Source organism: Vagococcus lutrae (assembly GCF_023299185.1).
GTDB lineage: Bacteria > Bacillota > Bacilli > Lactobacillales > Vagococcaceae > Vagococcus_A > Vagococcus_A lutrae.
The window spans coordinates 1,238,963-1,255,244 of record NZ_CP097017.1 but is presented as its reverse complement, the minus strand read 5'-3'; the positions used below and the strand labels follow the sequence as shown (position 1 = coordinate 1,255,244).

The following is a 16,282-nucleotide window of genomic DNA, read 5'->3' as shown; positions in this document are numbered from 1 at the left end:
TGAAGTCGAAAGATGAGTGGAACTTGTTCCATTCATCTTTTTTATTTTACTTCAATGAGGCGATTCATCATGAATATTCTTAATTTCATGTTCTCAAATGATTTAAATCCATAGGATACCCGTTTTAAAGTTTTAATATGTGTGTTTTTAGCTTCAATCTTACCGTTTGAATAAGGATATAGAAGAGAGTTACGAATCCCTTCTTCATAGTTTAAAAGGTTGTGAAGTTTCTTACGAAATTCTGAATCCAATGTTTCAGGTAGTCCTTTTAGTTGTTGGATAAATGACACGTGATTTTTACTTCTGAAAGCATCCATCATATCATGAAAACAGTGATAGGCTTCTTTTAATGGTTCAGAATAAGACAAAAGACGGTCAATCATCATGGCTTCTGTTTGATAAGGATAATGGGGTGCACGGAAACTGCGCCATGTTTTATATTCTGAATGATTGATAGACATTCGGTCCTTCGTTAAGCGACGCCAGTTGGCTTTTAATTTTAGGTAACCTAAGTGGTTATGCTGTTGTTTCAATCGCTTCATTTCCTTAATACGAAAGTCCTGAAAGGCTTTATTACAATGTTTAACCACGTGAAATCGATCAATAATAATCTTGGCTGACGTAAAAACACTCTTCGTCAATTGAAAGTAAGCGGCATTCATATCTGTGACTAATAATTTGACGTCGTTAGGATTCGGATACTTTTTGAAATGAGCAGTCAAATGCGTTAACTTCCGTGAAGGAAGTATATTAATAAGTTTTCCTGTTATACCATCTGCACAAATAAAACTCATGGTGTCTTCTGAAGAACAATGGGAACGAAATTCATCTACCATTAAGACCTCCGGCAAGTACGTTTGATAGGGAGTTGGTAAATAACTTTTTATTGAGCGTAATACCCTAATGACGGTAGTAATAGAAACATGGCATAACTTCGCAATTAAAGTGAATGAGATTTTTTCTTTTAATAAATCTATTATTTTAAGTATCACATGTCTTGAAATAGAGTGTCCTTTCTCGACAAAATAAGGGGTAGCGGTCCAATGATGAGCACAATTTTTACAGGTATAGCGTTGTTTTGCGACGTTCATAATTAAAGGTAAATGATTAAATTGATCAAAACGCACGACCGCTTTTTTCTTACCATTTCTTACGACTACTTGCTTTCCACTTTCGTTATACACCGTTGAACCACAATGATGACAAGGCATTAGTGGGGGTGAAAAAGTAGCGTTGACCACACATGTTTGTTGTCCTTTTACCATTTCGTAAGAAATGTCAGATGTGATTAAATTTGGCTCTATGATTCGAAGTAATTTTTTGATATCATTAGACATGAGCATATCGCCTCCCGTTTGTTTTTTTGTGGTAAATTAATCATATAGGAGAACGGTATGCTTTTTAATACCTAAAATCAAGAAAATTAAAAAAGGGCTGATGAATCACTTTCTGATTCATCAGTCCTTTAAATTATAGAGCCCTTTTTTGTGTGATAGATAAACAGTTATCCGTTTTGTATATGTTATAATAAGGAAAAAGAGGGGGGACGTCTGTTGAAACCAATGCATCTATTAGTCACGCTTGATGAAGGGTATGTGTACCCTTTAAAAGTCATGTTGCTATCGTTATTTGAAAATAATCCAGACGAAGAAATTAAAGTATGGCTTGTTCACGCTGGAATTTCAGTATCTTCTTTAACTAGTATTTCACGTTTAGTTAATCGGTTAGGCGGCACATTCGAACCATGCTTGATTGAGGATACTTTTTTTGACTCCGCTCCAGTTGTGGAACGTTACCCTAAAGAAATGTATTTTCGCCTATTAGCTGGGCAAATTTTACCAGAAGAAGTGGAGCGCGTTTTGTACATAGATCCAGATACTTTGATTATTAACCCGTTAACAAATTTATGGGAGATGGATTTGCAAGGGTATATGTTTGGCGCAGCTGTTCATAAAGGAATTACGAATTTAACAACAGGGATTAACAATATCCGATTGGGTACTAAACATGGTTATTATAATTCGGGTATTATGTTGATTGATTTGCAACAAGCTCGTCAAAAGATACATCTAGCAGATATTGAGTACGTTATTCAAGAATCAGGACACTATTTAATGCTCCCTGATCAAGATATTTTAAATTTCTTATACGGGGAAGATATTTTAGAAATACCTGAAGAGAAGTGGAACTATGATACGCGTAAATTTAAGGCGTACTATGCACGGAGTTTGACGAAAATTGATTTACACTGGGTAATGGAGAATACGCATATTTTACACTTTTGTGGACGTCCAAAACCTTGGGAAAAAGAAAGTGACGGTCGCTTTGTAGCGTTATATCATCATTATGAACAACGTTTACATCGCTACAACAATAAGATGGATAGAGGGGAAAATAATGGCTGATTTAACTTTAGGAGAAATCGTCATTCGTTTAATATTAAGTACCGCATTTGGCGGTGTCGTGGGATTTGAGCGGCAGTATAAAAACCGACCAGCTGGGATGCGAACGCACATTTTAGTGTGTATTGGTGCGACTATTATTGCGCTCATACAAAGTGAGATAGCGGTCAATGCCCTAAATTTAGCGATTGAATATCCAAAACTAACCGGTGTTTTACGAGCTGACGAGGCACGTTTAATTGCGCAAGTCGTGAGTGGTATTGGTTTTTTAGGTGCCGGCACGATTATTGTGACGAAACAGAGTGTCATGGGCTTAACGACGGCTGCCTCCTTGTGGGCATGCGCTGGTTTAGGAATTGCGACCGGTATGGGATATTATCAAATTGCCGTGGCGGGGTTTGCCGCGATTATGTTTTCTTTAACCCTTGTAAAACGGATTGTTAAAGTGCCGAAATTGAAAAAATTAGAGGTACAATACGTGCATCGTGTTGAAACGAAAGAATTTCTAAATGCGTATTTTGAAAAACATGCAATTGAAATAGAAGATGTCGTGTTTGATGTATATACCGTGCGAGATAAAAAAATCTATAAAAATGTGTTTACCATTGATTTACCACGTGAGCTGACTTATGCGGATGTCATCGAAGAGTTATCGATGCATCCTAATATGATGAAAGTAAGAATGGTCGCCTTAGCAGAGTAGAAAATCCCTTATTCATTTTTGGATAAGGGATTTTATTTAGATGATGGCTTAAAATAGATTTAAAAATAATTCTTGCGAGAATAAAAAGCTTGCTCTATACTAATACAAGACATTAAATAATCGAATGACAGAGAGCATTCATTTAAAGGAGAAAATTAAATATGAAAACAACACATTCGCTACATGCACCAAAAATGACACGTCATCAGCGGTTGACACTTTTATCGTCCGCTTTTGGTATGGGTTTGGAAAATATGGATATTATGTTTATTGCGTATTCACTGACATCCATCATCCATGATCTTGGTTTAACAGGTGCGCAAGCAGGTCTGATATCGTCTGTGACGAATATTGGCATGCTAGTAGGCGGTGTTTTTTTTGGCCGTTTAGCTGATAAATATGGGCGTGTTAAAATTTTTACTTATACGATTTTTATTTTCGCTTTTGCAACGGCAGCCATGTTTTTTGCCACAAATATTTATTGGATTTATCTTTTTCGTTTTCTAGCTGGGATAGGTGCTGGTGGAGAATACGGGATTGGGATTGCGTTAGTGGCAGAGGCCTTTCCACCACAAAAGGTTGGGAAAATGTCGTCTATCATTGGTGTTTCAGGACAAATTGGAGCAATTGTCGCAGCTATTTTAGCAGCGGTTTTAGTTCCACTTTTCGGATGGCGTGAGCTATTTCTATTTGGCTTAATTCCGGTAATATTAGCTTTTATCGTTCGTGAGAATCTAGAAGAAAGTGAAACTTGGAAGAATAATCAAGAGATTAGTCGTCAAGAGAGTGGTCTAAGTGAGCTTTTTGGGACAAAACAATTAGCAAGGCGGACGCTATCATTGATGCTTATGGCGATTGTTCAAATTGCTGGTTATTTTGGTTTAATGAATTGGTTACCATCGATTATGCAAACAGAAATGGGTTTTAGCGTGGCTGGTTCGTCTTACTGGATGATTGCGACTATTATAGGTATGAGTTTAGGTATGTTAGTTTTTGGAAAGTTCTTTGACCAGTATGGTCCGCGATTTTCTTTTGGTGTATTTTTATTGGCATCTGCCGTATCTGTTTTTGTTTTTCCGTTGGCAACGTCGCCGTTCATGTTATTACTTTTAGGGGCAGTCGTAGGATTTTTTTCAAATGGGATGTTCGGTGGATATGGAGCGATTGTCAGTTTGCTTTACCCGACGCACGTACGGTCTTTAGCAAATAATATAGTGATTAATGTTGGTCGAGCTATTGGAGGGTTTTCATCGGTTGCGATTGGCTTTCTACTTGACCGTTATTCTCTAAGTGTCGTGATGACGTGTCTTTCCATGATGTACTTATTAAGCTTTATCATCATGATATCTTTAACCGATTTAAAAAAACAAAATTTTAAAATCAATTAAATAAAAATAAAAGAGAGATAAAATTATAAACTTATTTTATCTCTCTTTTACTATATTATTAGCTGTATTAAAACTTATTTTTGAAATGAGAAGCTAAAAAATAAATATAAGAGGTTAATATTTCCTTCTTTATAGATTAAAAAATCGAGCGACACTTATGCAAGCGTTGTCTTATAATGAGGTGTAACAAATATATTGAAGGAGAGTGTAAAAATGAATAAAATGGAGAGCTTTTTTAATGAGAAGCTACAGCCAGTTTTTACAAAGTTAAGTAATCATATTATTTTGAAATCAGTTATGAATGCACTTATGATGTTACTTCCTGTGACAATTGTTGGTTCATTCTCGATATTGTTAGGAAATTTTGCTTTCCTTGGAAAATTCGGTAAGCAGCTTAGTATGATAGGCACTTATACAAATTCATTAATGGGTGTTTTTATTTCTTTTTCTATAGCTTATTCGTATTTAAAAATTAAAGGAAACAAACAAGCGGTAGTAGGGGGACTCCTTTCATTGGTTTCTTTTTTAATATTGACACCTCTACAAGAATTTCCAGGTGAGAAAGACGCAATAGTAAAAACTATTGTAGTAGACACGTTGTCTTTCTATGGCGCAATGGGAATGTTTACAGCTATTATTTTTGGGTTATTAGTTGGTTTTATTTACAATACTGTCATTGAAAAGAATTGGACAATTAAAATGCCTGATTCTGTACCTGAGAATATTGCAGCAGGATTTTCAGGATTAATTCCGGGTGCAATTATCTTATTGTTTGCAAGTATCGTAGCTTTCTTCTTTAGTTTGACGCCATTTGAATCAGTGCATACTGTTATTTATGCTTTATTACAACGACCTTTAACATCTATTGGTGGTACATTTGGTGGAATGATTATTGTAGCGTTGTTAAGTCAAGTCCTCTGGTTTTTTGGTATTCATGGGTCAATGGTTGTTTTATCAGTCATGTTGCCAATTTGGATGCCTTTAGGGATGGAAAATTTAGCAGCATTTCAAGCAGGCCGAGAGTTACCTAACATTATTTCAAGTGCTTTTTTCACAACTTATACGCCGGGTGGATTTGGTATCTCGACCGCTTTAGTTTTATTATTAGCCAAAAGTCAACGATATAAAACATTAGGAAAACTATCCACTATTCCGGCACTGTTTAATATAACGGAGCCTATTATCTTTGGTATGCCGTTAGTGTTAAATCCGATCTTTATGATTCCGTTTATCTTCAGTAATGCTATAGGGTTATCTATTGCCTATTTTTGTACCGTAACTGGTATAGTACCTCCGCCAATCGGAATTGATACACCTTCAGGAACTCCAATTATTATGGGAGCTTTTTTACAAGGAAGTTGGAAAATAGCTGTTTTACAAGTAGTTTTAATTATTATAATAGCTTTATTTTGGTACCCGTTTGTTAAAATTGCGGATAAGATGGAATTGCAAGCAGAAAAGGAGCACATAGGATAAACTCATAAAGAAAAAGAGAGAGAGAGAAGAATAATGGAAAGAAAAGAACTGTTAGAGCTATTAAATGGTCTAAGCACAGCAGAAAAAATTGGACAATTAGTTCAACTATCAGGTGATTTTTTTGATGAAAGTATGGACGTGACAGAGACAGGTCCGTCAGAAAAAATTGGTTTAGCAGAGGAATATAATTTATATAATACAGGTTCTATTTTAAATGTGTTGCAAGCGGATAAAATTTATCAATTACAAAAAAATTATCTAGAGAAAAGTCGTCATAAAATTCCACTAATGTTTATGTCGGATATTATATACGGATTTAATACTATATTCCCAATACCTATTGCTCAAACATGTAGTTGGGATTTTGAATTGATTGAACAATCTGCTGCGATATCTGCTGAGGAAGCGTATTACGCAGGACAACAAGTAACTTTTTCTCCAATGGTAGATTTGGTAAAAGATCCTCGTTGGGGTAGAGTGATGGAATCTCCAGGTGAAGATCCTTATATAGGAACTATGTTTAGTAAAAGTGTAGTAGAAGGTTTACAAGGAAAGCAAGCAAATAAAATTGAAGAGAAAAAGTTAGCAGCTTGTGTAAAACACTATGCTGCATATGGTGCCGCTGAATCAGGTAGAGATTACAATGGTGTGGATATGTCTTTAAGTAAATTTTATAACCAATATCTCCCAGCTTATAAAGCGGCCGTAGATGCAAAAGTAAAGCTAGTTATGACCGCTTTTAATACGCTAAATGATGTACCTTGTACTGGAAATGAATGGTTAAATAAGCAAGTCTTACGAGAAGAGTTGGATTTTGAAGGAGTATTGATTACAGATTATGCAGCTATCGAAGAATTAATAGCACATGGTTATGCGAGTTCTCCCAGTGATGCTGCACGTATAGCGTTAGATGCTGAAGTAGATATTGATATGAAAACAGCTGTCTATGCCAATCATTTAGAAAAATTGATTGAAGAAAACGTACTGTCTATTGAACAATTAGATCAAGCGGTCTTACGAGTTTTAGAGCTAAAAAATGACTTAGGATTATTTGAAAACCCATATAGAGGGTTGATTGATGAATCAGTTCCTACAGCAGAGGATGATCATCGCGAAGTCGCTTTAGAGTTAGCAGAAAAATCGCTAGTTTTATTAAAAAATAATGGAATTTTACCACTTAAAAAGGATAAAAAAATTGCTCTTGTGGGTCCTTACGGAGATAATGCAAATACATTAGGTATGTGGGCAATTAATGGGGATCCATCTAAGACCATTACCTTGAAGACAGGTATGGAGCAAGTTTTTTCTGAAAGCTATCTATCTTTTGCTGAAGGAGCTCCTTTGATTGAAAATATCGAGCGTCTTGGATTTTCATCAAATATAACAGCTGGGAAAGTTAAATTACCAGAGTATGATAAAGGAGCACTTTTAGAAGCAGCTTTGAAGAACGCACGTGAGGCAGACTATATTGTTGTGGCTTTTGGAGAACATGTTTTAGAAAGCGGTGAAGCAGGATCAAAAACAGATTTGAGAATAAGCGAGGCTCAAAGTGACTTAATTACTCAATTAGCTGAGCTAAATAAACCTATGATAGGTGTTATATATTCGGGAAGACCGAACAATATCACTCACTTAATAGATAAATTTGATGCACTTGTTTATGCTTGGTATCCAGGGTCAATGGGAGGGCTAGCTGTTGCTAATATTTTGAGTGGTCGAAGTAATCCAAGCGGGAAGCTTACTATGTCCTTTCCAAGAAACGAGGGTCAAATCCCTGTATATTACTACAATTATAGGACAGGGAGACCGATTAAATCAGATAATGAAAATTCACGCTTTACTTCACGCTATATTGATGAGAGCAATTATCCACTTTTCCCATTTGGATATGGTTTGAGTTATTCGGATTTTCGTTATCATACGATTTCTGCTTCGTCTAAAGAGATTAAAGAAAAAGAAAAGTTAGAAATTAGAGTAGAAATATCGAATGAGAGCAATGTTCAAGGGGATGAGGTGGTTCAACTTTATATTCAGGATAAAGTTGCATCTATTTCGCGTCCATCCAAAGAGCTGAAAGCGTCAAAACGTATTACGATTGCACCACATTCAACGGAAGAGGTTATCTTTAAGTTATGTATAGGTGATTTTTCTTTCTTTGATAATAAAGGAACATCTGTTTTAGAAACGGGAGAATTTATTATTTTTGTTGGCTCAAATGCTGAACAAACCCCATTATCATTAGAAATCTCGTATATAGCTTCTTAAAAAAAACAAAGTATCTATTTTTAGATACTTTGTTTTTTTATTGAAACTTTATTGAAAAGTGTTACTCTTTATATGAAGTCGTTTACGTCAGTTTAAGGAGGATATGATGTTAATACATGAACATGTAGATGTAGATCAAGAGGTTATGGCTAAGATTTTTTCTTTTAAAAACGATGAGTTTAAAAAAATTATCCCATTACATTTTCATCAGAGTGTTGAGATTATCTATTGTGTTGCGGGATCGTTAGTAGTCGATGTAGGGCAAAAGACGTCTATTTTAAAATCAGGTGACATTATCGTAATAAATCCGAATGTTGCACACGAAACAAAAAGTATAGAAAAAAACCATGTAATTGTTTTACAAATAAAATCAACCTTTTACAATCATCAGACTCATACCATTAAATTAAATACGTCGCGAATAACAGTTGATTCCGAAGTGCTGTCGATAATTCAAAATATTATGATATCGATGAAAGCTATCAATTGTAAAAAATTACCTTACTATCAATACTTGATGCAAAGTCAATTGTCGTTGCTTAAATATTATTTATTGGACCATTTTTTAATTCCTTTGTCAGAAGATGAATTAAGCGAAATGCCAACGGTAAATAATAAAATATATGGCATTTTGCAATATATTCAATCTCATTTTACAGAAGACATTTCACTTGCTCAAATCGCTGAGTTTTCAGAGTATACGATTCCTTATTTGTCTAAGTATTTTAAGAAAAGAACAGGGATAACGGTTTTAGATTATATTTATAAATTAAGGTTAGAAAGAGCTATATACTTAATGAAAACCACTGATAAAACTCTTTTAGATATTTCGCTTGAGGCAGGTTTTCCTAATATGCAATCGTTTAGGACGCGACTGAAAAAGGAATTTGATGTTACACCACGTGAATATCTTAATGCGTTAAAATTAGATAAAAGATAAACGATTGAACTGATATATTTGATAGTTGAAATCTGAAGAGTAAGTAGCAAATTTTTATACAATAATCGGGGGAGGTGTGTAAAATAAAAGATCGTTTTTTACTCAATACTATTATTTTTCGCCAAAGAGTAGAAATAAAATGAATGTTAAATAGACTTTTTTAATATGATTATAATAGTTTAACGGTATGGTTATGAAATGTTAAATTTGTGTTATTTATGATAGGATAGGAATAGAAAAGATTGAGAGCATAAGGAGTTAAGGAGGGGTTGAATAATGAAACGAGTCGAGCGAGTATTTCTTTTTGTTAGTGAGAAAACAAAGGGCTTATTGTCAGAAGATATAGAAAACGGTGCAGGCATTACGACTAGACAAGTCGCCGAGGCCCTTGATATTCAACGTTCAAACGCAAGTAAAGATTTAAATGAACTCGTGAAAGACGGCTTGTTGCATAAGACAGAAGGTCGTCCTGTTCGTTATTTAATTCGAAGTGAGCAAACGGAACGATCAACATCTTTTTCTAAAAGAGCTGTTAAACCAACACCTTCTCTATCTGAACATGATATTTTTGAAAGGATGATTGGTGCGAATGGTAGCATGCGTGTGCCGATTGAACAGGCTAAGGCGGCTATTATGTATCCACCAAAAGGATTGAACTGTTTGATAACAGGTGCTACGGGTTCTGGTAAAACCCATTTTGCGCATATTATGTTTGAATTTGCAAAAGCTCAAGGGTTGATTAAAGGTCATCAAGAGCTCGTAGTCTTTAATTGTGCCGATTACGCGCATAATTCTGAGCTTCTAATGAGTCACTTGTTCGGTTATGTGGCAGGGGCTTTTACTGGTGCAACAGCAGATAAAGAAGGATTGATCGCCAAAGCAGATGGTGGCATGCTCTTTCTAGATGAGGTCCATCGTTTGCCACCAGAAGGACAAGAGATGATTTTTTATTTTATGGACCACGGTAAGTATAGCCGTTTGGGTGAAACGACCAAAGAGAGTCGTGCGGACGTGCGTATTATCAGTGCCACGACAGAAGATACGACATCGTATTTATTACAAACGTTTGTGAGACGGATTCCGATTCATATTCAACTTCCAAGTTTTGAACAACGTCAAACAAAAGAAAAAATTGACTTGGTAAAACTAATGGTTGGCATGGAGTCAGAACGTATTCAACACAGTATTTCCTTAACAGAGGACGTAGTAAAAGCGTTAATCGGAAGTGTAACGTATGGTAACATTGGTCAATTAAAATCGAACATTCAGTTGACCTGTGCGCGTAGTTTTTTGAATCACATGGATAAGGAAGAAATCGTGATTACAGTCGATGATTTAACTGAGGAAGTGAAGAGTGGTTTAACTCATTTAGCCAACGACCGTCAAACATCAGCCGAGCTCTCTCAATATTTAGACCCAGTTATGGCGATTTCCTCAGATGAAACATTACTACCGCACGTAGCAGATGCATATGAATTACCTTATAATTTATATGAAATTATTAATGAAAAAGCGGCTTTGTTAAGAGATGATGGTGTCGATCAAGAGTCGATTAATCAGTTTATCATGACGGATATTCATGCCCATTTGAATTCATTTTATAAAAACTATCGTCTGACATTTGATATTGAAAATCAATTGGCAGAAATTGTCGATCCGGCTGTCATTGAGGTGACCAAAGAGATTTATGAAGTGGCGCGTTTACGTTTAGGTGACCAATTTCAAGTCAATTTTATCTATGCGATGAGTTTGCACATCAGCTCCTTTTTAAAACGTCACAATAGTGATTATGCTTTGACAACGGATGACCAAAAGCATGATAGTATTCGTAAAATGGTCAAAGAATATCCAGCTGAATATGATGTCGCTTTGGAAATTAAACGTCTCCTATATGATGCTTTTCAAGTGGAAATACCGGTTGCGGAAGTAGAGTATTTGACCGTTTTATTAGTCTCTTTAAAGAAAGCTAGTCAAGTAGGACGAATAGGTATGGTAGTAGCTGCACATGGAAATAGTACGGCCACTAGTATGGTACAAGTAGTCAAACAACTTTTTGGAAGCGATAATATTTTGGCTGTAGATATGCCGCTTGAGATGAAACCGCGTGTTGCGTTAGAAGAAATGATTACAGCAGTAGAACGTGTCGATCAAGGTCGCGGCGTCATGATTTTAGTAGATATGGGATCGCTTGCGACATTTAGTGAAGAAATTACACGTCGAACGGGTATTGAAGTGCGTACGGTTGACATGGTAACTACAGCTTTAGTGCTAGAAGTAGCGCGTAAGACTGAATTGTTAGATACGGATTTAGAAGAGTTGTATCAAAGTACAAAGAAGTTCCGTGGTTATGGCAGTGTTCCTGAACCGACTCATTATCAAGCTTCGAGCACACCGGCACAATCTAAGCGTGCTATTTTAGCTATTTGTGCTTCTGGTAAGGGGACGGCGGAACGAATGAAAGAGTTGATAGAAACATACGTAGCTGAGGTAGGAGAAAAAAATCTAGAAGTGCTACCTATTTCTGTTGTGGATATGAAGAATGTCACGCGAAAAATTCAACAAGATTATCATGTTATAGCAGCGACAGGGATTGTTGATCCGGATATAGGAGTGACTTATATTCCAATGGAAGCTCTTTTTTCTGGTGAAGGTAAAAAAATTATTCAAGAAGAGTTAATGGATGCTGAGATGTCCTCATTTGAACCAGTAGTCGTAGATGATGAGCAAGCGTTACAACTATGTTACGACTATTTTGAATCGACTTTCTTGTTCATCAATGCCAATCGGGTAATTCCGTTGCTTTGGGATTATACACAAAATGTTGAGCAGCGGTTTATACCCGTTCATAGTCAAGCATTCAGAATTAATTTCATGATGCATTTGGGTGGAATGATTGAGAGATTGCTGCATCACGATGTTTTAACTGTAGATGAGTCACAACGTGAATCTTTTTCGGATTCGTTATTCTTAGAGATGAGAAGAGAGACGCAAGTGTTAGAAGAAACACTAGGTATGACTGTACCAGATGAAGAATTGTACTATCTCGTTCAAATTGTTGATAATACACTGACAAGAGAAGGTTCTTAGTGTATCTTTTTAGTGGTACACAATTAAATAACAATACACATACATAAAAAGAGCTTGATTTATCAAGCTCTTTTTATGTATACACTAACTTGGCACGATAATTGCTTATATAATAAGTAGCGACAATAGTGAAGTAAAGGAGTAGGAACTATGATGGATATTCGTTTAGTGCGAATTGACGACCGTTTAATTCATGGACAAGTGGCAACTGTCTGGGCAAAGCGGCTAGACATTCAACGTATTTTAGTGGTAAGTGATGCCGTCACCAAAGACCACTTACGTAAAACGTTACTACAACAAGCAGCACCGCCAGGGGTCAAAGTTAATGTGATTACTGTAGCGAAGATGATAGAAGTCTACTCACATGAATTGTTTGACGGCTTACGCGTGATTGTGCTGTTTACGAATCCTTTAGAAGTGGCAGCTGTTGTCGAAGCAGGAGTGCCTTTGTCCTCAGTTAATATTGGTGCAATGGGGTATGCTGCGGGGAAAAAAATGATTTCTAATACGATTGCGGTTGATCAACAAGATATTGAAGCGTTTCGTTACTTACATACGCGTGGTATTGAATTAGAAATCAGAAAAGTGATAACGGATAATAAACAACTACTGTGGGATGTTTTAAAAAAGGCAAAGATACAGTAATTGTTAAAAGTTATTTGAAAGGAAGTGAAAAGGAAAGAGACAAAGAAAAGATGAGACCAAATTAACATCAGACAGTCTCGTTAGAAGGGTGTGGTTTGATGGGGGTATTTGGAAGTGATGACAAAACAATAGGAGGTATGGATATGGTAGGAATTATCTTAGCAAGCCATGGAGAGTTTGCTGAAGGTATTTTGCAATCTGGTGCAATGATTTTCGGAGAGCAAGAAAACGTCAAAGCAATTACGTTAATGCCAAGTGAAGGTCCAGATGATGTAAAAGCAAAAATGCAAGAAGCAATTGCTTCATTTGATAACCAAAAAGAAGTCTTGTTTTTAGTGGACTTATGGGGAGGCACGCCGTTTAATCAGGCCAATACATTATATGAAGAGCACAAAGATACATGGGCGATTGTCGCAGGGTTAAACTTACCTATGGTGATTGAAGCATATGCTTCTCGCTTATCAATGGATTCTGCACAAGAAATTGCTGCTCACATTATTAACATAGCAAAAGAAGGGGTTAAAGTAAGACCCGAAGCGTTAGAACCGGAAGAAGAAGTGGCTAAAGAAGTGGTACCTGTTACACCTCAAGGAGCTATTCCAGAGGGAACAGTTATCGGAGATGGAAAAATTAAATTTGTTTTAGCTCGTATCGATAGTCGTTTATTGCATGGACAAGTGGCAACCGCTTGGACGAAAACAACGCAACCGAATCGAATTATTGTCGTTTCAGATGCGGTATCGAAAGACGAACTACGTAAGAAATTAATTGAACAAGCAGCACCTCCAGGAGTAAAAGCAAACGTTATTCCAATTAGAAAATTAATTGAAATCTCAAAAGATCCACGTTTTGGTGGAACAAAAGCCTTATTATTATTTGAAAACCCACAAGATGTTCTTGAAGCAATCGAAGGTGGCGTAGAAATACCTGAAGTAAACATCGGGTCAATGGCACACTCTGTTGGGAAAGTCGTAGTAAGCAAAGTGTTATCAATGGGACCAGAAGATGTTGAAGCTTTTGAAACAATGAAAGCAAAAGGCGTTCAATTTGATGTCCGTAAAGTACCGAATGATTCACAAGCTAACATGGCAGAAATTATGAAAAAAGCTAAAAATGAATTAGCACGCGCTAAGTCATAAAATAAATTAAAATAGGAGGCGTACTATGTCTATTATATCAATGATTTTAGTTGTACTCATTGCGTTCCTAGCTGGTATGGAAGGGATTTTGGATGAATTCCAATTTCACCAACCGCTAGTCGCATGTACATTAATTGGATTAGTCACAGGAAACTTAGAAGCAGGAATTATTTTAGGTGGTTCATTACAAATGATCGCACTTGGATGGGCAAACATCGGTGCGGCAGTCGCTCCGGATGCGGCTTTAGCATCTGTAGCATCAGCAATTATTCTAGCATTAGGTGGTCAAGGTGTTAAAGGTGTTTCATCAGCGATTGCGATTGCAATTCCTTTAGCCGTAGCCGGTTTATTCTTAACAATGGTAGTTCGTACTGTAGCGGTACCTATCGTCCATATGATGGATACAGCAGCAGAAAAAGGTGACATTCGTAAAATTGAAATGTTACATATTTTAGCAGTTTGTTTACAAGGGATTCGTATTGCAATTCCAGCAGCCGCTCTTTTATTTATTCCAGCGCAAACAGTTCAAAACTTTTTAGAATCAATGCCAGCGTGGTTAACAGACGGAATGGCAATTGGTGGTGGAATGGTCGTAGCAGTTGGATATGCGCTTGTTATTAACATGATGGCGACTAAAGAAGTATGGCCATTCTTCATCATTGGTTTCGTTGTGGCAGCTGTTTCTGAATTAACGTTAATCGCTTTAGGAGCTTTAGGTGTGGCTTTAGCTTTAATCTATTTAAACCTATCTAAAATGGGTGGCTCTTCAAACGGCGGCGGTGGACACACTGGTGATCCGTTAGGCGATATCTTGAATGACTACTAATCTAATCGAAGGAGGAAACAGAACATGGCAGAAAAAATAGAATTAACAAAAAAAGACCGTCTAGCTGTAGCATGGCGCTCAACATTTATCCAAGGTTCATGGAACTACGAGCGTATGCAAAATGGTGGTTGGGCGTTCTCAATGATTCCGGCAATTAAAAAATTATATAAAACACAAGAAGATCGTTCAGCAGCATTAAAACGTCACTTGGAGTTCTTTAATACGCACCCATACATTGCTTCACCTATTTTAGGGGTGACACTAGCACTTGAGGAAGAACGTGCTAATGGTGCGCCTGTTGATGATGTAGCAATTCAAGGGGTAAAAGTAGGGATGATGGGACCGTTAGCCGGAGTAGGTGACCCAGTCTTCTGGTTTACTGTTCGTCCTATGTTAGGAGCATTAGGTGCTTCATTAGCGATGGCAGGTAATATTTTAGGGCCAATCATTTTCTTCGTGGCATGGAACCTAATTCGTTGGGGCTTCATGTGGTATACACAAGAGTTTGGCTACAAAGCTGGTTCAAAAATTACTGAAGACTTATCAGGTGGCTTGTTACAAGACATTACTAAAGGGGCATCTATTTTAGGGATGTTCGTGCTCGCCGCACTCGTTCAGCGTTGGGTTTCTATTCGCTTCTTACCGATTGTCTCTGAAGTAAGACTCGACGATGGTGCTTACATTGAATGGAACAACTTACCAGCGGGTGGAGAAGGGCTACAAAAAGCTTTCGAACAAGTCAACCAAGGTTTAGCGTTGTCATCAATTAAAGTAACGACTTTACAAGATAACTTGGATCAATTAATTCCAGGTCTTGCGCCATTACTTTTAACATTCTTATGTATGTGGCTATTGAAGAAAAAAGTTAGCCCTATTGTTATTATTCTAGGCCTATTCGTTGTCGGTGTTGTTGGACACGTTATTGGGTTACTATAATCGATTGAACTCGGGCTTAGTCCCGAGTTTTTTTATCTTAACTATGTTAGAATATAAGCAAATGCAAGTGTAAAGGATGTGATAGGGTGGTACAATCATTAAATACAAAAGTTGATTTAGTCATCGATGCAACAGCTTTTACAGGGTTGACTGATTACGGGAAAATTATGATTGGTGATAAAGGATTTGAATTTTATAACGATCGTGATACGCGCAAATATATACAAATCCCTTGGGAAGAGGTAGAGTATGTGATTGCGTCTGTCATGTTTAAAGGGAAGTGGATTCCTCGTTATGCGATTGAGACGAAAAAAAATGGTACTTATACGTTTTCTTCGAAAGAACCTAAGCGTGTATTACGAGCGGTTCGCGAATATGTTGACCCAGAAAAAATGGTTCAGTCTTTAAGCTTTATGGAAGTAGTCATGCGAGGCTTAAAATCCATCGGGAAAAAGAAAAAATAAAAGAGTATGAG

At 36.7% G+C, this 16,282-nt stretch carries 13 protein-coding genes; 12 read left to right on the top strand and 1 reads right to left on the bottom strand.

Annotated features, from left to right (window positions below):
• Positions 1-41 precede the first annotated feature (41 nt).
• On the bottom strand, positions 42-1,337 hold the full coding sequence (locus M2919_RS05985) for an ISL3 family transposase (RefSeq protein WP_248848390.1): 1,296 nt from the start codon (positions 1,335-1,337) through the stop codon (positions 42-44).
• Positions 1,338-1,562: 225 nt separating this feature from the next.
• Here M2919_RS05985 and M2919_RS05980 point away from each other — a divergent pair, with 225 nt between their 5' ends.
• The 12 genes from M2919_RS05980 (at position 1,563) to M2919_RS05925 (ending at position 16,271) form a co-directional block, all read left to right on the top strand.
• The gene (locus M2919_RS05980) at positions 1,563-2,405 is read left to right on the top strand and encodes a glycosyltransferase family 8 protein (RefSeq protein ID WP_338065020.1); all 843 of its coding nucleotides are present in this window, start codon (positions 1,563-1,565) and stop codon (positions 2,403-2,405) included.
• Positions 2,398-3,105: an MgtC/SapB family protein gene (locus M2919_RS05975; protein ID WP_023606361.1), complete on the top strand. Its 708-nt coding sequence runs from the start codon at positions 2,398-2,400 to the stop codon at positions 3,103-3,105. The genes M2919_RS05980 and M2919_RS05975 overlap by 8 nt, the downstream gene beginning before the upstream one ends.
• A gap of 161 nt (positions 3,106-3,266) precedes the next feature.
• Positions 3,267-4,493, top strand: a complete 1,227-nt coding sequence (locus M2919_RS05970; protein ID WP_248848389.1) for an MFS transporter — start codon at positions 3,267-3,269, stop codon at positions 4,491-4,493.
• Positions 4,494-4,706: 213 nt separating this feature from the next.
• Entirely contained in the window at positions 4,707-5,969 is a 1,263-nt protein-coding gene (locus M2919_RS05965; RefSeq protein ID WP_248848388.1) for a PTS sugar transporter subunit IIC, read from the top strand.
• A gap of 33 nt (positions 5,970-6,002) precedes the next feature.
• Entirely contained in the window at positions 6,003-8,234 is a 2,232-nt protein-coding gene (gene bglX / locus M2919_RS05960; RefSeq protein ID WP_248848387.1) for a beta-glucosidase BglX, read from the top strand.
• Positions 8,235-8,340: 106 nt separating this feature from the next.
• Positions 8,341-9,174, top strand: coding sequence for an AraC family transcriptional regulator (locus tag M2919_RS05955; RefSeq protein ID WP_248848386.1), 834 nt, complete (start codon positions 8,341-8,343; stop codon positions 9,172-9,174).
• A gap of 276 nt (positions 9,175-9,450) precedes the next feature.
• Complete coding sequence (locus M2919_RS05950; RefSeq protein ID WP_248848385.1) at positions 9,451-12,261, top strand: sigma-54-dependent transcriptional regulator; 2,811 nt, start codon at positions 9,451-9,453, stop codon at positions 12,259-12,261.
• 153 nt (positions 12,262-12,414) lie between these two features.
• On the top strand, positions 12,415-12,906 hold the full coding sequence (locus M2919_RS05945) for a mannose/fructose/sorbose PTS transporter subunit IIB (protein ID WP_202585114.1): 492 nt from the start codon (positions 12,415-12,417) through the stop codon (positions 12,904-12,906).
• A 143-nt stretch (positions 12,907-13,049) separates the two neighbouring features.
• Complete coding sequence (locus tag M2919_RS05940) at positions 13,050-14,045, top strand: mannose/fructose/sorbose PTS transporter subunit IIA (RefSeq protein WP_248848384.1); 996 nt, start codon at positions 13,050-13,052, stop codon at positions 14,043-14,045.
• Between the two features lie 25 nt (positions 14,046-14,070).
• The gene (locus M2919_RS05935; protein ID WP_126762818.1) at positions 14,071-14,871 is read left to right on the top strand and encodes a PTS mannose/fructose/sorbose transporter subunit IIC; all 801 of its coding nucleotides are present in this window, start codon (positions 14,071-14,073) and stop codon (positions 14,869-14,871) included.
• A 24-nt stretch (positions 14,872-14,895) separates the two neighbouring features.
• Positions 14,896-15,807, top strand: a complete 912-nt coding sequence (locus M2919_RS05930) for a PTS system mannose/fructose/sorbose family transporter subunit IID (protein ID WP_248848383.1) — start codon at positions 14,896-14,898, stop codon at positions 15,805-15,807.
• A gap of 86 nt (positions 15,808-15,893) precedes the next feature.
• A complete protein-coding gene (locus M2919_RS05925) occupies positions 15,894-16,271 on the top strand; it encodes a DUF956 family protein (RefSeq protein WP_023606354.1) in 378 nt (125 codons plus the stop codon).
• The last annotated feature ends 11 nt before the right edge of the window (positions 16,272-16,282 follow it).